Annotated in this window: 16 protein-coding genes and 1 tRNA gene; 10 read left to right on the top strand and 7 right to left on the bottom strand. The window is 53.1% G+C overall.

Annotated elements, in window-relative coordinates:
• Positions 1–70: 70 nt before the first annotated feature.
• Together ACP5D4_RS01440 and rimM are read left to right on the top strand one after the other, a co-directional pair.
• A complete protein-coding gene (locus tag ACP5D4_RS01440) occupies positions 71–1,207 on the top strand; it encodes a hybrid sensor histidine kinase/response regulator (RefSeq protein WP_428009834.1) in 1,137 nt (378 codons plus the stop codon).
• 32 nt (positions 1,208–1,239) lie between these two features.
• Complete coding sequence (gene rimM, locus ACP5D4_RS01435) at positions 1,240–1,848, top strand: ribosome maturation factor RimM (protein WP_428009833.1); 609 nt, start codon at positions 1,240–1,242, stop codon at positions 1,846–1,848.
• A 137-nt stretch (positions 1,849–1,985) separates the two neighbouring features.
• Here rimM and ACP5D4_RS01430 read toward each other — a convergent pair whose 3' ends face one another.
• A complete protein-coding gene (locus ACP5D4_RS01430) occupies positions 1,986–2,846 on the bottom strand; it encodes a damage-control phosphatase ARMT1 family protein (protein ID WP_428009832.1) in 861 nt (286 codons plus the stop codon).
• A 10-nt stretch (positions 2,847–2,856) separates the two neighbouring features.
• Positions 2,857–3,327 (bottom strand): AAA family ATPase, encoded by a 471-nt coding sequence (locus tag ACP5D4_RS01425; RefSeq protein ID WP_428009831.1) that lies wholly within the window; start codon positions 3,325–3,327, stop codon positions 2,857–2,859.
• A 231-nt stretch (positions 3,328–3,558) separates the two neighbouring features.
• Between ACP5D4_RS01425 and ACP5D4_RS01420 the strand changes: the two genes are divergently transcribed.
• The 4 genes from ACP5D4_RS01420 to ACP5D4_RS01405 all read left to right on the top strand — a co-directional run bounded on the left by ACP5D4_RS01420 (position 3,559) and on the right by ACP5D4_RS01405 (position 9,636).
• Entirely contained in the window at positions 3,559–4,848 is a 1,290-nt protein-coding gene (locus ACP5D4_RS01420) for a GTPase family protein (protein WP_428009830.1), read from the top strand.
• Between the two features lie 75 nt (positions 4,849–4,923).
• Positions 4,924–7,362 carry a glycosyltransferase gene (locus tag ACP5D4_RS01415; RefSeq protein WP_428009829.1) on the top strand — a complete coding sequence of 813 codons (2,439 nt, stop codon included), beginning with the start codon at positions 4,924–4,926 and terminating at the stop codon, positions 7,360–7,362.
• 115 nt (positions 7,363–7,477) lie between these two features.
• The gene (gene recF, locus ACP5D4_RS01410) at positions 7,478–8,617 is read left to right on the top strand and encodes a DNA replication/repair protein RecF (RefSeq protein ID WP_428009828.1); all 1,140 of its coding nucleotides are present in this window, start codon (positions 7,478–7,480) and stop codon (positions 8,615–8,617) included.
• Positions 8,618–8,871: 254 nt separating this feature from the next.
• Positions 8,872–9,636, top strand: a complete 765-nt coding sequence (locus ACP5D4_RS01405; RefSeq protein WP_428009847.1) for a response regulator transcription factor — start codon at positions 8,872–8,874, stop codon at positions 9,634–9,636.
• A 51-nt stretch (positions 9,637–9,687) separates the two neighbouring features.
• Here the strand turns inward: ACP5D4_RS01405 and ACP5D4_RS01400 are convergent, their stop codons facing one another.
• Positions 9,688–10,608, bottom strand: coding sequence for an NAD(+) kinase (locus tag ACP5D4_RS01400; protein WP_428009827.1), 921 nt, complete (start codon positions 10,606–10,608; stop codon positions 9,688–9,690).
• A 104-nt stretch (positions 10,609–10,712) separates the two neighbouring features.
• Between ACP5D4_RS01400 and ACP5D4_RS01395 the strand changes: the two genes are divergently transcribed.
• Both ACP5D4_RS01395 and ACP5D4_RS01390 read left to right on the top strand, forming a co-directional pair.
• Positions 10,713–10,835, top strand: coding sequence for a hypothetical protein (locus tag ACP5D4_RS01395; RefSeq protein WP_428009826.1), 123 nt, complete (start codon positions 10,713–10,715; stop codon positions 10,833–10,835).
• Positions 10,832–15,208: a PAS domain S-box protein gene (locus tag ACP5D4_RS01390; RefSeq protein ID WP_428009825.1), complete on the top strand. Its 4,377-nt coding sequence runs from the start codon at positions 10,832–10,834 to the stop codon at positions 15,206–15,208. Before ACP5D4_RS01395 ends, ACP5D4_RS01390 begins: the two co-directional genes overlap by 4 nt.
• 11 nt (positions 15,209–15,219) lie before the next feature.
• On the opposite strand, the gene ACP5D4_RS01385 is transcribed toward ACP5D4_RS01390, so the two are convergent.
• The 3 genes from ACP5D4_RS01385 to ACP5D4_RS01375 form a co-directional block, all read right to left on the bottom strand.
• Complete coding sequence (locus ACP5D4_RS01385; RefSeq protein WP_428009824.1) at positions 15,220–15,804, bottom strand: peroxiredoxin family protein; 585 nt, start codon at positions 15,802–15,804, stop codon at positions 15,220–15,222.
• A 314-nt stretch (positions 15,805–16,118) separates the two neighbouring features.
• The gene (locus ACP5D4_RS01380) at positions 16,119–16,718 is read right to left on the bottom strand and encodes a peroxiredoxin (RefSeq protein WP_428009823.1); all 600 of its coding nucleotides are present in this window, start codon (positions 16,716–16,718) and stop codon (positions 16,119–16,121) included.
• A gap of 327 nt (positions 16,719–17,045) precedes the next feature.
• Positions 17,046–17,119, bottom strand: a tRNA-Met gene (locus ACP5D4_RS01375).
• 838 nt (positions 17,120–17,957) lie between these two features.
• Here ACP5D4_RS01375 and ACP5D4_RS01370 point away from each other — a divergent pair.
• Complete coding sequence (locus tag ACP5D4_RS01370) at positions 17,958–19,091, top strand: HetZ-related protein 2 (RefSeq protein ID WP_428009822.1); 1,134 nt, start codon at positions 17,958–17,960, stop codon at positions 19,089–19,091.
• A gap of 262 nt (positions 19,092–19,353) precedes the next feature.
• Positions 19,354–20,277 (top strand): hypothetical protein, encoded by a 924-nt coding sequence (locus ACP5D4_RS01365; protein WP_428009821.1) that lies wholly within the window; start codon positions 19,354–19,356, stop codon positions 20,275–20,277.
• Positions 20,278–20,426: 149 nt separating this feature from the next.
• Here ACP5D4_RS01365 and ACP5D4_RS01360 read toward each other — a convergent pair whose 3' ends face one another.
• On the bottom strand, positions 20,427–20,591 hold the full coding sequence (locus tag ACP5D4_RS01360; protein WP_428009820.1) for a hypothetical protein: 165 nt from the start codon (positions 20,589–20,591) through the stop codon (positions 20,427–20,429).
• Positions 20,592–20,594: the final 3 nt, after the last annotated feature.

Genomic DNA, 20,594 nt, shown 5'->3' with positions numbered 1-20,594 from the left:
GACACTCGCCTTTTCTCGCTTTCCTTCCCACCCTTCAAACCGACCGCTTCACTGTTTCGCCAAATTCCGTATGTCCGAGGTCAAACCGCCCGTTAAAATTCTCATCGTCGAAGACGAACTCATCGCAGCGGCGAACATCGCTCGCCACCTGGAAAAACGGGGGTACGTCGTCACCGCTAAAGTCAGTTCTGGTGAAAAAGCCTTGAATCAAGTGGTAGAGAACCCACCGGATTTAGTGTTGATGGACGTTCACCTACGGGGATCGATCGACGGAATCCAAACCGCCGCCCGTCTGCGAGAAACAACGCGAATTCCGGTGGTGTACATTACCGCCTACGCTGATGACGACACCATCGAACGGGCGAAGCATACCGAACCCTACGGCTATCTCGTCAAACCCTTCAAACCGCAAGATATTTATACGACGATCGAAATGGCGTTACAGAAATATCGTAGCGAAGAAGCGGTTCGCCAAGCCCTCGATCGCGCCCAACAACTCAACGATCTCAAAACCCAAACCCTTTCGATGGCGGCTCACGATCTGCGAACGCCGCTCACATCCATTTTAGGCTCGTTTGAAGTTCTCAAGTACCTGGGCGATCGACTCTCTCCGGAAAAAAAAGACCAATATTTCGATCGCATCAAAGCTAGCGTTTGCAACATGAACGCCCTCATCGACGAGTTGTTACTGGCCAACAAACTGGAAACTGGGCGGCTTCCGTTCCACCCGAAACCGATGGATGTACTGTCGTTTTGTCACATGACGATCGATCGATCGCAAGCCGTCGCCAGTCCGCAACACCACCTCGTCCTCGACGCCTCCCCCAACTTGGAAAACGCCTCAGTCTGTCTCGACGAAACCCTACTGCGTCACATTCTCGCCAATCTCCTCTCCAACGCCGTCAAATACTCTCCCCAGGGGGGAACGGTGACGCTGGGGGTGTCTCTCACCGCCGAGGGCGTCCAGTTTCGCGTCAGCGACGAAGGGATTGGAATCCCTGAGTCCAACCTTCCCAAGCTATTTGAGATGTTTTCTCGGGCGGAAAACGTGGGGGACATCGCCGGGACGGGGTTAGGGTTGCACATCGTCAAGCAAACTCTCGACCTCCACGGGGGATCGATCGCTGTGGAAAGTCGCGAAGGGGTCGGAAGTACGTTTACGGTGACGCTTCCCAACTGCGATCGTCAAAGGGTTTCGGTAGAATAAAAGACTTCACGATACGAGAATTGCACGACATTATGGCTGAATCGGAGTGGTTGGAAATCGGTCGCATCGTCGCCCCCCAGGGGTTGCGGGGCGAAATGCGGGTGTATCCCAACACCGACTTTCCCGAACGTTTTTTGGAACCCGGAACGCGATGGTTGCGGCGGAAAGGGGAACGCGATCCCCAACCTATCGAACTCCTGGGAGGGCGAGACATTCCCGGTAAGGGGTTATACGTGGTGGAACTTGAGGGAATCGAGACGCGGGAAGCGGCGGAAGAGTTGCGAAATGCGGTGTTGCTGGTATCCGCCAACGATCGCCCGGAATTGGAAGAGGGGGAATATCACGTTTTAGATTTGGTGGGATTGGCGGTTTTCGATCGAACGACGGGCGATCGCTTGGGCGTCGTCACAGACGTTCTTTCGGCGGGAAACGACCTCCTCGAAGTGCAACTCGATCGATCGATTCCGGTTCCCGAAACACCCCCTAAACGCAGCCGACGCAAAAAACCCAAACGCCCCAAACCGCCAAAACCGCCCACGGTATTGGTTCCCTTCGTGATGGAAATCGTTCCCCTGGTGGATTTGGACGCCGGACGCATTGAAATCGTCCCCCCACCGGGGTTGTTGGAGGTTCAGGCGTAGTCAGCCCTCATCCCCCAACCCCTTCTCCCAAGCTTGGGAGAAGGGGAGTTCAGTTCGAGACTCTGCAAATCGAGACTCTGCAAATGTCTTTCTCCCAGCCCCCCTTTCAAAGGGAAGTAGGGGAGATGGAAAGGGAGTTAGGGTGAGGGGGATTTCACCCGAAACACCATCGCTCCCGTTTCGACGCCCAAGGTTTGGGCGATGGGGGAACATTTCGCTTTGAGCAGAAAGACGATCGACCGTTTTTCGTCAGATAAACCCTCGAAATTTCCTTGACCTTTGGAAATTACTAAATCGGCGGTTTTAAAGTGGTGTTGAAATTCTGCGTTGGCTTTTTTGACGACGGTTCCCGGTAACGCCGTCCCGGTGGTGATGACGGGAACTAAATCCGTCAATCCTACGTAAGCCGCATCCTCGAGGGTGGCGTCGTTGATGGCGGGTGCGCCGCGAACGGCGAGGGTGACTTGTTTTTGTTGTTGTAAAAGCTGTTCGACGAGGAGTCGATCGAACGCGATTTCTCCGGTATTGTCGCTGATGTAGAGAACGGTTTTCGCCTCGTTCAACTGTTGCTTGAATTCCTCATAATCGAAAATCGAAAAGGTTTGCGTTAAGCTATCGAATACGGTTTTTTCTAAGTCGAACGCCTCAGAGATTCCGAAATCGACGATATTTCCGGCGATGGCGATGCGAATGGCGGTGAGTAGGGAATCGTCAGCGGTTGCGATCGCCTCTCGCAGATGGGGCGTCAGTTTTAGGGCGATATCGTTGTAATGTTGTTTGAGATGTCGGTAGGGATCGCCATCTCCGGTGGTTTGGGTGAGGAGTTTTTGGATTTCTCCGGCCACTTCCACTTGAATGGTGTTTTCGGGGAGTTCGGTAAAAACTTGCGCTAAGCCGTTTAAAATTTGCCAGTGTTGTGTTTCGTCATCGGTGGCAATTTTTGCGGTTCTCAGGGCTTGTTGGAAGAGACAGGGAACGCATTCGGGATGGAGTTTCATGGTTGCTGGTTTAATGTGACGAGCCGTCGTTGAAATGGGGTTTTTTGGGGATTTCGCTAATTTTAAATATACCATTTTGTAGGGAAACGGAGAAGAGGCGATCGAATCCTTCGGAATAGTCGGGGATTTGGAGTTTTTTGTGGGTCGATCGCACGCCGATTTCGGGGATTTTGGCTTTTCCGCTGCGTTGGTTGTTGCGATGTAAGCATTCTGGTAAAGAAGACTCGAAATAGTAGCCGATAACGCTGAATTTGTAGGCTTTTAGGCGCGGGATATATCGAGATCGATCGGCTTTGGTGGGGTTGGTGTTGTCGATAACGAGGGGTTGTTTGGCGTCTAAGCAGGCTTCAAATATCAGCTTTTCCCGATGACGGGTTTTCAGCATATCCAGGTTGATGCGGATGTGGGTGTTGGCGAAGTTTTGGAAGTAAAAGGTCGATTTTCCTGAGCCTTGGATTCCTGTGAATATGATTCCTTGCATTTTGTTTTTGAATTGGCGGGTTAATTTCCCCCATGATTGTAGATTGCCAATCACCAGATCGTAGGGTGCGTGACTTGAAAACTCGGGTGTAAATTCTGAGGTCGAGAACTCCTCACGCACCGCCAACGTCCACCGCCCACATACCCGTTACTCCCCAAAAACGGTTTTCCCCAATTGCAAAGGTCTCCACCCCTCCTTAAAATCAAAGCGATATCGAGTGGAACTCGAGTGATGAGCGACCCCCAAACCCCCGAACCCGACACCCCGCAACCCGCAGAGGATAAAGACACCTCAACCCATCCCGTGGCCAAACTGTGGAACGCCACCACCTCCCGGGTGAAACATCTCAACCCCCTGGACACCCTTCGTAAAACCGCTCTCGAGTGGTTCAGCGTCAGCGACGATCGCATCGCGGAAATCCTCGCCAGAGTCCGCGAAGAACTCCCCACCACGGAAGCTTTACTGGTGGGAAAACCGCAATCGGGGAAAAGTTCCATCGTTCGCGGCTTAACTGGCGTTTCCGCTGAAATTGTCGGACAGGGATTTCGTCCCCACACTCAAAATACCGAACGTTACGCCTATCCCTCGGAAGATTTACCCCTCCTCATCTTCACCGACACCGTGGGATTGGGGGATATCCACCGCGATATGGACGAATTGATTGGGGAACTCATCGGCGACTTGGAACGGGAAACTCATCGCGCTCGAGTTCTCATCCTCACGGTTAAAATTAACGATTTCGCGACGGATACTCTGCGCCAAATCGCCCAGGAGTTGCGCCGCAAACATCCTAATATCCCCTGTTTGCTGGCGGTGACTTGTCTCCACGAAGTCTATCCCCCCGAGATGGAAAATCACCCCGAGTATCCGCCAGAGGTTGAGGCGATCGATCGGGCGTTTTCTGCGATTCGAGATAACTTTTCGGGATTGTTCGATCGCGCGGTTCTCATCGATTTCACTCTGGAAGAAGACGGCTATACCCCCGTGTTTTACGGCTTAGACGCCTTCAGTAACAGTCTCGCCGAACTCCTCCCCGAAGCGGAATCTCGCGCCATTTACGACCTTCTCGACAAGGGCGCCGGGGAACAAATCGGAAATCTCTATCGAGATGTGGGACGCCGTTATATCCTCGCGTTTTCTGTTATCGCCGCCACCCTCGCCGCCGTTCCCCTTCCTTTTGCTACAATGCCCGTTTTGACGACGTTACAGGTGTCGATGGTGGGGGTTCTCGGACAGCTTTACGGACAAACGCTGTCCCCTTCGCAAGCGGGAGGCGTCGCCAGTGCGATCGCGGGCGGGTTTCTCGCGCAAATGGTGGGGCGAGAATTGATTAAGTTTATCCCCGGTTTGGGGAGCGCGATCGCTGCATCTTGGGCGGCGGCGTATACGTGGGCGTTAGGTGAGGGGGCTTGCGTGTATTTTGGCGATTTGATGGGGGGTAAAAAACCCGATCCTGAAAAGATTCAAGTGGCGATGAAAGAAGCGTTTGAGTCGGCGAAGCAACGGTTTCGCAATAAATAGCGGTTTTCCGCTCCCCTGTCCTATCGATTCCCCGAACCGTTAAAGTTAATCGTAACGATACGATCTGCAAATTCCATGTCCCATCCGTTGGTCAGTGTGATTACGCCGTGTTACAACGGCAAAGCGTTTGTTCGACGTGCCTTAGTCTGCGTCAAAACTTCCACCTATCCCAATATCGAACATATTGTCATCGACGACGCTTCGACGGATGGCAGTGCGGAGTATTTGCAACAGTTGCGTGGAGAATTTAATTTTACTCTGGTTAAATCTCCTAAACATATCGGCGTTTCTGCGGCGCGAAATGTCGCTGTTTCCATGTCTAAAGGAGACTATATTTTACCTCTCGATTGCGATAATTATTTCGATAAGGATTTTATTGAAAAATTAGTCGATGCGGCTGAATCTCTCCCCGATAGGGTTTCTCCGCTTTATACGCCGATGGTGTTGTTCGGGGACGCTCAACGGACGTTAAATAGTAAAGACTGGTCGCTGGAGGCGCTCTTACAAGCGCCGTTTATGAACGTTTGCTCGCTGATTTCTCGCCAAGCTTTTGATGCCGCTGGAGGATTCGATCCGAAACTTCCTATTTTGGAAGATTATGACTTATTTTTGGCAATGGCGTTGAAAGGATTTTCAGGAAAACGCATCGCAGACACCCAATTATATTACAATATAAGAAAAGAGAGCATTGCCGACCATTTCAACCAACGGGGTGGCGAGGCAAAAAAACAAAAGATCCGTCAATATATCTTTCAGAAATATCAAGCTGAGTTCGATCGCCTCGGGGTGCGAAACCATCCCGCCGTTGTGGAACTCCTCGGTAAGCCCCCCGCTAAGTCGCCGCCGCCCCAACCGACACCGCTCTCTGAGGCGGAAGAACAGGTTAACGAACAACTGCTGTATCTGGTTCCCGGCGACGCGAAAATCGTCGTCGAGTTGGGGTGCGATCGAGGGGCGTTTGGCCTGCGCTACAAACGCATCAACCCCCGCTGTACCTACATCGGCATCGACGACAACCCCGACGCCATCGCCACCGCGAAAACCCGCATCGATCGCGCGGTATTGCTGCCCTACCAGCAACTCGATCGCCTGGAAATTCCCCCCAACTCCGTCGATTGCGTGGTGTTCTCCGCCAACCTCGCCCGTTTCGTGGATGCGGTGGGACTCCTCAACACGGCGCGATCGTGGTTGAAAGACAACGGACAACTCCTCGCCTCTATTCCCAACCCCAACCACTGGAAACGCATTCTCGATCGATTCGCCGGAAACAGCGTCGAAGCCTTCGATGTCGCCACCCTTCGCAAAGTCTTCGCCGCCGCACACCTACATATTTTCGAGATGGAACGCTGTCGCGACAGCAGCGACAAGGCGCAACAGCTGCAAACCCAACTCGAATCAGTATTAGACACCTACTCGATCGATCGATCTCAATTCGCCAAACGCAGCGAAACCGACGCCTACATCGTCCGCAGCCTCAAACTCGTACAACCCCTGAAACGGTTACTCGTTCAAACCCTGATGATTTCCACAATGGCGAGCGATCGTGTGCGGGTGTACCAACCCGATCGCCTGCTGCGAACCATTCCCGGCGTGCGTCCCGTCTCCAAAATGCACAACGCCAACCTCAAAGTCGCCTTACCCGACGAAGAAAAAGTCTTTATCTGGCAACGAGCGCGATTGTACAAAAACGAAGCGCCCCCCAAACAAAAACTCCTCATTCAAAGCGGCTATCTCGTCGTGGTAGAAATCGACGACGATCCGCGATTTTGGCCCGAACATATCGAACAGGATTTCATCACCTACCGCAGTTGCCATTGCATCCAAACCTCCACCGAACCCCTCGCCGAATTTTTGCGTCAGTTCAACCCCTACGTTAAAGTCTTTTCTAACCAACTCCCCGAAATTCCGCCCCCTCGTCAATACGCCGACGACGGAAGGGTGAGACTCTTTTTCGGCGCCTTAAACCGCGAAGCCGACTGGCAACCCCTCATCGACGTAGTAAATCGCGTTTTAGGAGAATTCGGCGATCGCGTGGGGGTGCAGGTGATTCACGACAAATGGTTTTTCAACGCCCTGAAAACCCCACACAAAGCCTTTGAACCCACCTGTCCTTACGATCGATACCACGAATTGCTGAGAGCCTGCGATGTGGCGTTACTTCCCCTCAATCCCACCGAATTCAACAGCATGAAATCGGATTTAAAATTCATCGAATGCGCCAGCCACGGCGTCACCGTCTTAGCTAGTCCCACCGTCTACGATCGATCGATCGTCGATGGCGAAACCGGATTGTTGTACAATTCTCTACCCGAGTTCGAGACCAAACTCCGCCGCCTGTTGCAAGATACCCCCTGGCGTCGTCAAATGGCAGACAACGCCTATGGCTGGGTTCGCGACAACCGCCTTCTCTCCCAACACTACCGAGAACGATACGACTGGTATCTCGAAATGCGTTCCCGCCTCCCCGAATTAAACCAGGCGCTACGTCAGCGCGTTCCGGAGGTGTTTCGGTGATGAGGGGATGAGGGGATGATGGGATGATGGGATGATGGGGTGAGGGGGTGATGGGGGGTCGATCGTTATCAATTATTAATTATCAATTGTCGTTGATTAAATGTATTTAGATTAAATGTATTTAAAAAAACTACAGTTACAACAGTTTAGAAACTATCAAAAAACTCTCGTAAATTTTGATGCGCCGAAAACAATTTTAGTGGGAAATAACGCTCAAGGAAAATCGAATTTATTAGAAAGTGTGGCGTTATTATCGACTTTAAAAAGTCAACGGGCTAACAGCGATCGAGAATTGGTGCGAGACGACGAACCCATCGGACGAGTCAGCGGAATCTTAGAACGCACCACCGGATCGATCGAACTCGAGATAATTTTACGTCGTTCTGGACGCCGAACCGTCGCCATCAACGGCGAAACCTGTCGCCGACAAGTGGATTTTCTCGGACTGCTCAACGTCGTAGAATTTTCCAGTCTCGACTTAGATTTAGTTCGCGGTTCTCCCGACGATCGCCGCCGTTGGCTCGATGGATTGGTGATTCAACTCGAACCCGTTTACGCCCATTTATTGCGGGAATACGGACAAATTTTGCGCCAGCGAAACGCCTTTCTCAAACAGATGAAAGGTAAAGTGGGAGCGGAAGTCGAGGCGATGCGATCAGTGTTCGATTTCCAACTGGCGACGGCGGGAGCGAAAGTAATGCGCCGACGCTGGCGAGCCGTGCAACGATTGGCACCTTTGGCGCGGCAATGGCATCGTAACATCAGCGGACAAACAGAGGTGTTATCCGTCGAATATGCTCCCCACGTCCGCAATATCGCCAATTTCGAGGATGCAGAAGCCGTTCGTCAGGATTTTTTGTCCCAAATGCGCGATCGCGCCGTTCCCGAACTCCATCAGGGAACCACCCTCGTCGGACCGCACCGGGACGAAGTCTATTTGGCGATCGACAATACCCCCGCGCGACAGTACGGCTCTCAAGGACAGCAACGCACCCTCGTCCTGGCTTTGAAACTGGCGGAATTGCAACTGATTGAGGATGTGGTGGGGGAACCTCCCGTGTTGCTCCTCGACGACGTACTCGCCGAACTCGACCTCAACCGACAGAACCAGCTTCTCGAAACCATCGAAGATCGCTTCCAAACCCTGATTTCTACCACCCACCTGGGGGCGTTCGACGCCCAATGGCTGCACGCTTCGCAGATTCTCTCGGTCTCGGGAGGGCAGCTGAGTCCCGCCCCCGAACTAGTAACGTAGCTGTAAAGGAATGGTTAAGCAGCGTTAAAAAAATTTGGAAAAATTTAAAATTCTGACAAGCTTCGTCAAGAAGTGAAGATGCTTGCCTATAATCAGTACAGGATTCTTCGCATTCAGTAACAGTTGGCGTAACAGTTCGCGAAGAACCTTTACGAAAGCTAGGTCGTAGTACAGTCGTCAAAACCGACAGTCCTGCGACAACGCGATCGAAACTGTGAATCTTTCACGCACCCGCTCGTAAAGTTTTATTAATGATGCCTCGGATACTCGTTATCGACGATGACCCTTCAATTTCGGAACTCGTCGCCATTAATCTGGAAATGGCGGGCTACGAAGTTAGCCAAGCTAAGGACGGTGTGAAAGCACAAGCGCTTGCCATGCAGCTCGTCCCGGATCTCATCGTGTTGGACTTGATGCTGCCAAAAGTCGATGGATTCACGGTTTGTCAGCGGCTGCGCCGAGACGAGCGCACAGCCGACATCCCCATTTTGATGTTGACCGCTCTCGGACAAACCCAAGAAAAAGTCGAAGGCTTTAACGCTGGCGCGGACGACTATATGACCAAACCCTTTGAAATTGAGGAGATGTTGGCGCGGGTGCGGGCGCTGTTACGACGAACCGATCGCATCCCGCAAGCGGCAAAACATACGGAAATCCTCAATTACGGTCCGCTGACGCTGGTACCGGAGCGGTTCGAGGCCATTTGGTTCGATAAAACCGTCAAACTGACTCATTTGGAATTCGAGTTACTGCACTGTTTGCTGCAACGTCACGGTCAAACGGTGTCCCCCAGCGCCATCCTCAAGGAAGTGTGGGGTTACGATCCCGACGACGATATCGAAACAATTCGCGTTCACATCCGACATCTGCGGACGAAGATGGAACCCGATCCGCGCCATCCTAAGTACATCAAAACGGTGTACGGGGCGGGGTATTGTTTGGAATTACCGGGGAACCAATACACCGAGGAAAGGCAAGACGAGGAAGAAGCGGCTTCGACGGAATCCTCTCGCGGTTAAGTTGGGTTGAAAGGAGATCGAGGGAGATGGCGATCGAGCGCCCTCGATCGCTCAGTTGCGGTGATTGTTGTTGTAGTGAATGCGAGCGCCCGCCCAGAGCAGTTTGTCCCGCAGGGTGCCGAAGTAAGAATAGTCTTCTCGTAAAATGACGAACTGAGCGCAACAATCCGCCATGCGCACGTCAACCCGCTGTCCGGGCCAAATGGCGGTGGCGAGAGCGCCGTCCATCCAAAGTTTGGTGTTTAAATCCCGGTCTTCGAGGGGCCAGATACTGACGACGGAACCGGGGGGAAGCACCAGGGGACGACTCGACAAACTCAAGGGACAAATGGGGGTGACAGCGATGGCGTTCATCCCCGGATGGATAATCGGACCGTTGGCGGAAAGGGTGTAACAAGTGGAGCCAGTGGGCGTGGCCACCAATAATCCGTCTCCTTGATACTGATCGACGATTTCGCCGTCGATTTCCATTTCTAAAATCGAGGTGAGCATTCGATCGATCGCCGCCGGTTTGATGCACATTTCGTTGAGTGCCAAATAGCGATCGCTGACCGGATCTTGATGGGATCGATCGCCCTCGAAAATGGCCGCTTCCAACATCATGCGCCGTTGCAACGCAAAGCGATCTTCGAGCAAGCGATCCCACACCTGCTGCGTCTCCTGAAAAATCTCTAGAGGTTCCGTTAAAAACCCCAAATGCCCCCCGACGTTCACCGCCAAAATGGGAATCCCGTCCGGCGATAAATGGCGGGCAGCCGTCAACGCCGTACCGTCTCCCCCCAACACGATACCCAAATCGATTTTCTGGGCTGAAGAGGCCAAAAACACCGGATAGGGATTGTCTTTCGGACCGCTAGGTCCGAGTAAAACGTGACAGCCGCGACCCTCGAGCTGCTTGGCGCAATTCTCGGCCCAGCGTTTGCTCGTGGCGTCGCCAGCTTTATGGGCGATGATGACTTGTTTGAGCTGCACGGTATTGGTTGCGAAACGTCCCGGTTGGTCTCATTATCCTGGCTTCTTCCCCGCCGTGCAATTCTCGATCGCTCGTCCCGGCGCTCTCGACAGGATTTCTTAACATGGCTGTACCCTGGCGGGGTCGCTACCATAAAAGAATCGCCAAAAGAATCGCCGACCGACTTCGTTGCGGTGCGATCGCCACCCCCCAAGAGCCGTTCCTGACTTCCGTGAAACTCCTGTGAAATTACCGTTCTCCTCGTCCCAGAACGCGAAACGACCGTTTTCGGTGTCGCTGCGAGCGGTTCTCGTGGTGCCGTTTCTCACGCAAATTCTACTCACCGTCAGTCTGACTGGTTACTTGTCCTTTCGCAACGGACGTCAAGCCGTGGAAGAGGTAGCCGGACAACTGCTCGATCGCGTAGCCGTACAAGTGCGCGATCGACTCGATACCTATCTCCACAATCCCCATCGCATCGTCGCCAACAGCATTCGCCAAATTCGCTACGGCCATCTCGACCCCGAGGACCTCGACGACCTCGAACGTCACCTCTGGCACGAAATGACCACCTTCGATCGCGTCACGAGAGTTCACTTCACGACCCCCGAGGGTCAATGGCTGGGCGTCAGTCGCGACCTGACTGGCGTCGTCTTACCTCCCAACACCATCAGCCTCGGAGAAATTCGCCCTTCCGACCTCAACACCCGTCACGAAGATCTCCTCGACAATCGCGGCGAATCCATTACCCCCCTGAGATCGATCGCCGTCTCCGACCCCCGCCGCCGCCCTTGGTATCGCGACGCTACCACCTTCAACAAACAGATTTGGACGGATATCTTCGCCTGGGAAGGGTTGACCTGCGCCGGGGTCACCGCCACCGCCCCCGCCTACGACGACGCGGGAAACTTCCTCGGCGTCTTCTCGGCCGACGTTGCCCTCTCGGGAATCAGTCGCTTTCTCGACCAACTCGACTTTTCCCCCTCGGGACAGGCGTTTATCGTCGAACCCTCGGGCAACCTCGTCGCCAGTTCCACCCTCGAACGTCCCTATCTCGAAGTCAAAGACAACGGATATCTGGTGCGCCTCCCCGGGACAGAAAGTCGCGACCCCCTCACGCGAGCCACCGCACGACACCTCAGCCAACAGGTCGATAATTTAGCCAATCTTTCAACTTGTCAGATCTGCCGTCTCAACTGGAACGGCGAACGTTATTTCGTACAAACGACCCAATACCGAGACGAATACAGTCTGAATTGGTCGATCGTGGTGGTGGTACCCGAGTCGGATTTCATGACGCAAATCCAAGAAAATACCCGCACCACCCTCGCCTTGTGCCTCTTAGCCGGCGCCATCGCCACCGTCCTCGGCGTGCGAACCGCCAATTGGATTTCCCGACCAGTGCGACGCCTCCAAAAAGCCAGCCACAGTCTGGCAGATGGCCATTGGCAGCAGTGCTTCGAGACCGCCACCCCCATTACCGAACTGCAAGATTTGGCCGCCTCGTTCGATCGAACCGCCTTGCAGTTACAACAAGCCCTGGAATTTACGAAAACCGCACTGCAAGCCTCACAAACCAAATTTGCCAAAATCTTTCACAGCAATCCCGACGGTATCGCCATCCTCTCTTGGCCTGAAGGCCGCTATTTGGAAGTGAACGAAGCGTTTTTACGAGCCAACGGCTACCGCCGCGAAGACGTTATCGGCAAAACCAACTCGGAGTTGGGGTGGATGGTGCAGTGCGACCATATCGACGAGGCACAGCAATCCTTGCAACGAGACGGCTCCTTCCAACTGCTGGAAGTGAATACCCGTATTAAATCCGGCGAAATTCGCACTTTTCAAGTATCCGCCGAACGCTGCGACCTTAACGGACAGAGTTGTTTGATTAGCGTGTCTCGGGATATCACCGACCGCAAACGGGACGCCGATCGCCTCCAACAGAGCGAAGCCGCCTTACGCACCCGCAATCGCGAAATCGAAGCTATGTTCGAGGCGTTTCCCGATGCGGTGGTGCGACTGTCTGCCGACGGTACGATCCTCGACTGTTCTGCCACCCCGGAGGACGGACTCTCGAATCCTCGGGAGGAGGCCATCGGTCGATCGATTCGAGAAATTTGGCCCGAACCGGCCGCCCAAGCGATCGAATCTGCCCTTCAAAAAGCCCTGAAAACTGAGTCGGTAGTCCATCTCGAATTCTCTTTACCGCCGTCTCGGGGGGCGGGCTGCTACGAATCTCGCTTCGTGCAAGTCCGGGGAACGGGAGAAGTCCTGGTGGTGATTCGCAACATCAGTCACAGCAAACAAGCTGAAGAAGCTCTTCGCCAAAGCGAACAACGGTTTCGCAGTGCCTTCGATACCGCCGCCGTCGGGATGGCACTAGTCTCCCCCAACGGCCATATACTCGAAGCCAACGCCGCCTTGTGCCAAATGCTCGGCTACAGCGAAACCGAATTGCAACGGCTCACGGTTCGGGATATCAGCGCCACCGAGGATCTCGATATGGATCTCGAGTACGCTCGACGACTCCTTGAAGGCGAAATCGCCTATTACCATATCGAGAAACGCTACCTCCATAAGGATGGCGGTTTGGTGTGGGGCTTGCTGAGCGTTTCTCTGATACGGGACAGTCTCGATCGACCGCTCTATATTATTGCCCAGGTTCAAGATATTACCGATCGCAAAGTGGCCGATTTGGCATTACTCGAAAGCGAGCGTCGTTACGCCACCCTCGCGGAAATTTCCCCAGTCGGCATTTTTAAAGCCGATCCCCAAGGGATTTGTAGTTACGTCAACCAACACTGCTGCACCCTGCTGGGACGCTCTACCAGCAATCTGTTGGGTCGAGGTTGGATAACCCTGTTGCATCCCGAGGATCTCGAGATCGTCCTCGAGACTTGGCAGCAGGCGATGGAACACCAGCAAGTCTTTCAACTGGAATATCGGTTTCTCCATCCGGATGGAAAAACGGTCTGGGTGTGGGGCCAAGCGATGCCAGATGTTGACGCTCAGGGTCAACTGGTGGGATTCGTGGGAACTCTTACCGATATTACCGATCGCAAACAGGCCGAAGTGGCATTGCAAGAGGCAAAAGACGCCGCTGAAGCGGCCAACCAAGCCAAAAGTACGTTTTTGGCCAATATGAGCCACGAGTTGCGAACTCCCCTCAACGCCATTCTCGGTTTCGCGCAACTGCTGCGATTCGACGGCGAGACGACGCCCAGTCAACGGGAACGACTCGATATTATCAACCGCAACGGCGAGCATTTGTTGGAGTTGATTAACGACGTTCTCTCCATCTCGAAAATTGAAGCCAATCGCGTGACTCTCGAGATCGATGGTTTCGATCTCGAGTCGCTGCTGGCTCGACTGCGAGAACGGTTTGCGTTGCAGGCGCAGGCGAAACACCTGGATTTTACAATCGATCGCGCTCCCGAGGTTCCCCGATCGATCCGAACCGATCGCCGCAAACTGGAACAGGTTCTGACGAATCTCCTCGGAAATGCGTTTAAATTCACGGACACGGGAGGCGTGACCCTGCACCTGTGGCGCGAAACCTCCACCTCGGAGGGGGAGAAACTCGCCTTCGAGGTGGCCGATACGGGATGCGGTATCGCCGAACAGGAGGCGTTAACGGTGTTCGATCCCTTTGTTCAGTCGGAAAGCGGACGGCGATCGCAACAGGGGACGGGGTTGGGATTGGCCATCGGTCGCCGCTTCGTGCAGTTGATGGGAGGCGATATGACCCTGACGAGCCAACTGGGAATCGGAACTCGGGTTCGGTTTGACATCGCCCTCGATCGATCTTTCCCCCCTCCAGACGCCGAGGGCGATCGATCGTCTCGCGACGCTTCCTCGACAGCAGCGGTGGTGGGTTTGGCGCCCCACTGTCGGCCCTATCGTATTTTGGTGGCAGACGACACCTCGGACAACCGACTGTTACTCTTACAATGGCTCGAAGCGGTGGGATTCGAGACCCTCGAAGCCAGAGACGGCGAAGCGGTGGTTCGTTGCTGGCAAGAAGACGCCCCGGATCTGATTTTGATGGATTTGCGAATGCCTCGCCTCGACGGTTACGAAGCCACTAAGCGCATTCGCACCCTGGAACGCCGTTTCCTTCAGCGGCGGCGGACTCCTATCGTGGCCACCTCCGCTAACGCCTTCGAGTCGGAACGCCGTCAGTGTTTCGCCGTCGATTGCGATGAGTATATTCGCAAGCCGATTACGTCTGCGGTTTTGTTTGCCATCATCGCTCGTTATCTCGATGTGGAGTACGTTTATGAGGGAAACGGGTACGAGGGAAACGGGTACGAGGGAAACGGGTACGAGGAAAACGGGACGGTAGAGGGATCGAGGGAGTCGAGTTCTTCGGGAAGTCAACGCTTGCGGGAGGCTCTGGCGACGATGCCACAGGCTTGGTTGCAACAGCTCGATCGCGCGGCGGCGATCGCAGATGAGTCGCAGGTTCGTCGGTTGCTGGATAGGGTTTCGATCGAGGATCTCGACGAGAGGACGGTGTCGCTGCGCAAAGATTTGATTCGCGATATGACGCAACTCGTCGAGGATTTCCGCCTCGATTTAATCCTCGATCTCCTGCAACCGTTTCTCGATCGCACTTAGAGCCTCGCGTATTAGCCGCCCACGGGGGTTTTCGCTTCCGCCAGGTTCTGGGCTTTTTCTAACAACAATTCTGTCGGCGCGTTCGGCTCGAGAAAGGAAAATAGGTGTTTGTACCGCAACTTACCCTGTATATCTAACAGAAATTGCGCGGGTAAGGGAGCGCCGAGGGCTTGGCCGACACGATAGGCTCGAAAAACCTTACACTCGGAATCGCTCAACAAAGGGAGTTTTAAACCTAAGTCGCGCACCACTATTTTACTTTGTCGGTCGTCGGTGCTGGTTATCATCAACACTTCTATCCCCAGCTCTTGAAACTTTTCGTACTGCTCGTTCAATTGCACGATGTGGGGAAAGCACAGGGGACAGTATTGTTTCTCGGTAAAAATCCGCGTAAATGCCAAGAGGACGGGCTGTTTGCCCCGATAGTCCCGCAGGTGAACCCGCCGTCCGTTGGTGATGTCGGGTAACTCGAAATCTGGAGTCCCCACTTCGTAATAGGATTGGTTCGTGGCGGGGAAGGGAAGAAAGTTTTTGAAAAATCGCGGCGTCAGCAAGCCGCGAAAGTCGGTCGATGTGAGTTGAATTGATTTCAGCATGGTGGATTCCCCTTTTCGATTAAATTTTACAACCCATATTTGGGTTTTTTCTTGGCTTGAATGGGGCGTTGTATTGGATTCTTAAAAAATAACTGTAATTGTCTGAATTGACGAGGGGGGTTGTATTGATTTAAAAAACAATTTCAGGGGTTAGGCAGTTGTCGGTCCAGAAACCCGGTTATTGATTTAAAAAACAATTCAAGAAACCCCAGCGCGATCGCCGCTCGTGAAGATAACGGGTCGCGTTGGGGTTTCCCACGCTCGAAAAGTCTACGCTCAAAGCGTTTCGAGCAGTTCGCTTTGAAACGATCGAACTAGATCGCGGCGAAGTATTCTTTGGAACCCACGGGATCGGGTTTCATGGTGCGTTCGCCAGGCGTCCAACCAGCGGGGCAAACTTCGTCCGGGTGTTCTTGGACGTATTGAATCGCTTGCAGGGTACGCAGGGTTTCGTCTACGTTGCGACCAAAGGCCAGGTTGTTGATGGTGGCGTGTTGGACGATGCCGTCTTTGTCGATGAGGAACAGACCGCGCAAGGCCACGCCCGCATCGGGGTCGAGGACGTTGTAATCGGAGCTGATTTCTTTTTTGAAGTCGGACACCAGAGGATAGTTCAGGTCGCCGACACCGCCGGATTTGCGATCGGTTTGAATCCAAGCCAGGTGAGAGAATTCGCTATCGCAGGAAACACCCAGAATTTCGGTGTTCAGTTTGCTGAAATCTTCGTAGCGATCGCTGAAGGCGGTGATTTCCGTCGGGCAAACGAAGGTAAAGTCTAAAGGATAGAAGAACAGAACGACGTATTTGCCGCGATAGTCAGACAGTTTAATGGTTTTGAATTCTCGATCGACCACCGCCGTGGCGCTGAAGTCAGGGGCGGCTTGACCGACACGAAGGCATCCTTCTTGAGTCATTGATAGTTTCTCCTTTTATGGGGTTCTCCAAGGCTGATGGCTTCGATCGACTGCTCGATCGAACCTTGCGTTCGCAACCCTTTCAGTTACGAACTGTTACAACTCTATCATAGTCATAACGATTTTGAGATATTTTTTCGATTTTTTAGGTGGCGTCTAGAGCTTTCAGTATCCCTCTCGTCCGTCCGTTAGTTTAACGAGGCGGGAGGCAAGAGCGATTTGAGAAAACCTTAAAACCCCAGAGCGCGATCGCCGCAACAGCCTCGAACTGACGCTCAGTCAAGAATTACAGCAACCGCACTCTGGGGGGTGTCACTTTTAAAGAAGTGGCTCGGGTCGGACTTGAACCGACGACCTTGGGCTTATGAGTCCCCTGCTCTGACCAACTGAGCTACCAAGCCGTTTTTTTCTCAGGCGTTTTCTACTATAACAGATTTTTTCGGGTTGTGAAGGGAAATCGGGAAATGTAAATTTAGGTTAAGTTATAGTTGCCATAACCGAAAATTATGTTAGTTTAAATATCGAACACTGTAGAGCGAAAAAACAGCAAGGTTCGCTCGAATCGGGAAAGAGACAACGGCTCAGTGTTCGTCCCGCTGGTTGTCTTGTCGCTGCACTCCAACCTGTACCGCCGCCCATGAGTGGTACGCCCGCCCAGTGCGGAGTTAAACCATACCTGAAGTCCGGAAAGACCAGACGATGCAGGATTTTGAATGTGGAGTCCCCAGTGATCGCGTGTAAACCTTATCGTCAGATAACGTTACTGTTTGGTTAATTGCTGGACCCCTATTCCTTCGACCGCCCGCTTGTTCGGGGTGGCACTAGAAACAAACCTATCTCAACAAAGGGTCTGGTGCTGATTCGGTTGCTCCCCAAAACCGCCCGCCTCTAACGCCGTAGAACTGGAGTTACTCGATTTGTCGAGCTTTGGCATCGGGGTGGGCGAGGGGAGGACACAAGTAGCACGGCAAGCCGTCCGTGCGAGGTCACTGTAGGCTCGGAAGGCGCGAAGACGGAGCGTCGCCGAGAAGCTAAAACTATCGATTATTCGTTGAACAACCTATCGTTTTGTATATAAGAGCCTAGCTGTCTCAGCTAGGCTCATCGCGTTGTAGTGGAAAAACCTGGGAGGAAAACGGGGAAAGTCAAGAAAGCCGCGAAGACCATCGCGATCGCCTTCGGATCGCAATAGGATAAAAAGAGAAGAAAAGCGTACAGCAGAGAAAGGGACCAAACCTGATGGGGAGAGCGGAAGCGTTAGCGCGTCAGTGGCGATCGCGCCTAGAGCGAGAACATCCCGATCGAGCGAGCCAAACCTACGAGGGTATTGTGTGTTGGCTGCTCGGGAGCGATCGCGATCGCCTCGACGAGTTCGACGAGGCGCGACGCCAAATCGCCGAACAATCGATGGAATTTCGCTACGACATCCTGCGTCAGCGATATCTCAACGTTTCCCCAGAAGCCGGATACCGCCATCTCGTGCGACGCTTAGGAAGTTTGGTACTGCTGCGCAACAAAATTCGCACCTGGGTGGCGCTGAGTCGGGACCGACGGCGTACCGTAGTGGACGTGGTGCAAGAAGTGATCCAAGAAATGCTCGATAGCGATCGATACCTGCGCCGAGAAATGGATCGAATCGCCGCCTGTACCGACAGTTCCCGTTGGCGAAACGCCCTCGTCCTGGCGAGTTTGGAAGAATACTGTCTGCGTCCGGTTCGCAACCAACCATTACTGGTGTATCGCTTCGTCAACTACCTGCGGCGAGCGCAGCGGGGGGGGTTGACGCAAGTTCCCACCGCCGAACTCGTGCGGTTGGTGTCAGCAGAAGTCGCCCCCTCCGACAGCGACGATACCGTTAACCTCATCGACGCCCAAACCCTAGAGCGATACGATAGCGATCGCATCTGGGAAGAACAGCAAACCTTACGAGATCTCGTCGCGCGGGAGTTCGCCCAATACCTCAAAGAAAACGTCAGTTCCCTAGCCGCCCAATGGCTCACCCTCTATCTTCAAGGATATTCCCAAGACCACATCGCCAAGCAACTCGACGTTCCCGTTAAAGACATCTACCGCCTGCGGGAAAAAGTGAGCTATCACGCCATTCGCGTCTTTGCTCTCAAACAATCTCCCGAATTGGTAGCCAATTGGTTGAAGATCTCCTTACAAGACCATCAATTGGGCTTAACCCCCAACCAATGGCAACAATTCCTCGAGCGACTCAACCCCCAACAGCAACAAATTCTCGAACGCTTGAAAGCTGGAGAGACGCCCGATCGCATCGCGAACAGTCTCGATCTCAAAACCAGTCAAGTGATGGGAGAGTGGAGCAAACTCTACCTCAGCGCCCAGCAAATCCGTAATTCTACGGAATAAATTCCTGTCAGACCCAGAAATAAAACTTAAGATAAGGAGAGTTTGGCCGATCGCGATCGAACGGGGGACTCCCATTCTGCCATCCCGTCAAAGCCGCCTATTTTGAAGTTCCCAGTTCTTTTGACTTGCCCCTGAACCATTTTGGTCTCAGAAGCCTGTTGCATTCCCCCTGCGATCGCATCCTAGCCATTCAGGAGTCATCGGCGTGCGTCTGTCCCAGCTTGGAGGGTGTCCCCTCCGTGAATTCTCGTATGAGACTTCCATGAACTCCGATTGGATTTTCAATTCCATTGACAAACTCATTCCCTTTGAAGTTTGTCTGTACCATCAAGCCATTCCTCTTTCAATGGAAGGGAGCCGCATTTATCTAGGCATGGTCGATCCCGACGACACCGCCGCCCTCGAATACCTACGTCAACTCCTGAGCTATCTCAACTGTTCGATCGTTCCTCAAAGCATTTCCGCCCGCGAACATCAAGCCATTCTCTCCGCCTATCTCAACCACACGACCGATAGCACCCCCGATCGCGAACCCGTTCGAGAGGAGGACACTTCAGAAACTCCAAAAATCTCCCCGGAAATTCCCCCTTTAAAAATTCAAACGCGATATCTCGCCAGTCCCGTGAATTTTTTAGCCGCCCTTCCCCCCGCTCAAATCGTTCCCGAATTACTCGCCCGAGTGTTGATGGGTGGAATCGGACGGTTGCATTTCGCACGGAAGGAAAATAGCGGACGAATTTTGTGGAGTCAAGACGGCGTTCCTCAATCAGTACTCGACGACTTACCGCTCGAAATTTTTCAAAGCATTATTAACGAACTCAAACGATTTGCCGATTTACCACTGCTTCCCGTCCGCCAACAAAAAGAAGTCGAACTCGAGCGTCTCTACAACGGGACGCGGGTGTTGCTCAAACTGCGAGTCATGCGCGGAAAACACGGCGAAGAGGCGACGTTACAAGTTTTACGAGGGGCAGCGTTAAAGTTTTACAACCAACAAAAACTTATCGATCTCAGCCAAGAAGTTCTCCTCACCGCCCAAACGCTGCAAAAAAAGCTCCAAGAAATTCGTTTCGCCTACGAGCGCAACCCCAGCCTCTCTCATAAAACCTTGGAAGTTTTGCCCGCGTTAACGCAAGTTCTCCAACGAGTCGAGGAAGAAATGTCGACTTTGCGCGATCGCCCTTGAGATTTTCCAGCGGTCTCCTCGTTTCCCCACGAGTTTCTCGCAGCATCGCTGTTCCGTAGAGTGCGAGACTGACTCCATCGCGATCTCAAACAGCAGTTTTTCTAAACGCTTCAGACTTAGGCAAAAACTTGGTCAAACACGAGATTTCATTATTTTAGTGCGAAGGTAGAACCGATGGAGTACGAGCGATCGAGGAGTTGAAGAGACTGTTGGCAAGGATAGGATGCCGACGAACGGGCAGAAAATTCGGTAAAATAACAGTACAACTGACTGAAATTCGTTGTCGTATCGAGAACTGCACTAGAGAAATTCACCTA

Origin of the sequence: Baaleninema sp., assembly GCF_049974805.1 — a bacterium.
GTDB lineage: Bacteria > Cyanobacteriota > Cyanobacteriia > Cyanobacteriales > Geitlerinemataceae > Baaleninema.
The sequence above is the reverse complement of the archived record's forward strand: the minus strand, read 5'-3'. Positions and strand labels throughout refer to the sequence as shown.

Bases quoted from the DNA above. Each gene is read 5' to 3' on its own strand.
- ACP5D4_RS01440 (WP_428009834.1), top strand. From the start codon at position 71: ATGTCCGAGGTCAAACCGCCCGTTAAAATTCTCATCGTCGAAGACGAA.
- rimM (WP_428009833.1), top strand. From the start codon at position 1,240: ATGGCTGAATCGGAGTGGTTGGAAATCGGTCGCATCGTCGCCCCCCAG.
- ACP5D4_RS01430 (WP_428009832.1), bottom strand. From the start codon at position 2,846: ATGAAACTCCATCCCGAATGCGTTCCCTGTCTCTTCCAACAAGCCCTG.
- ACP5D4_RS01425 (WP_428009831.1), bottom strand. From the start codon at position 3,327: ATGCAAGGAATCATATTCACAGGAATCCAAGGCTCAGGAAAATCGACC.
- ACP5D4_RS01420 (WP_428009830.1), top strand. From the start codon at position 3,559: ATGAGCGACCCCCAAACCCCCGAACCCGACACCCCGCAACCCGCAGAG.
- ACP5D4_RS01415 (WP_428009829.1), top strand. From the start codon at position 4,924: ATGTCCCATCCGTTGGTCAGTGTGATTACGCCGTGTTACAACGGCAAA.
- recF (WP_428009828.1), top strand. From the start codon at position 7,478: ATGTATTTAAAAAAACTACAGTTACAACAGTTTAGAAACTATCAAAAA.
- ACP5D4_RS01405 (WP_428009847.1), top strand. From the start codon at position 8,872: ATGCCTCGGATACTCGTTATCGACGATGACCCTTCAATTTCGGAACTC.
- ACP5D4_RS01395 (WP_428009826.1), top strand. From the start codon at position 10,713: ATGGCTGTACCCTGGCGGGGTCGCTACCATAAAAGAATCGCCAAAAGA.
- ACP5D4_RS01385 (WP_428009824.1), bottom strand. From the start codon at position 15,804: ATGCTGAAATCAATTCAACTCACATCGACCGACTTTCGCGGCTTGCTG.
- ACP5D4_RS01380 (WP_428009823.1), bottom strand. From the start codon at position 16,718: ATGACTCAAGAAGGATGCCTTCGTGTCGGTCAAGCCGCCCCTGACTTC.
- ACP5D4_RS01370 (WP_428009822.1), top strand. From the start codon at position 17,958: ATGGGGAGAGCGGAAGCGTTAGCGCGTCAGTGGCGATCGCGCCTAGAG.
- ACP5D4_RS01365 (WP_428009821.1), top strand. From the start codon at position 19,354: ATGAACTCCGATTGGATTTTCAATTCCATTGACAAACTCATTCCCTTT.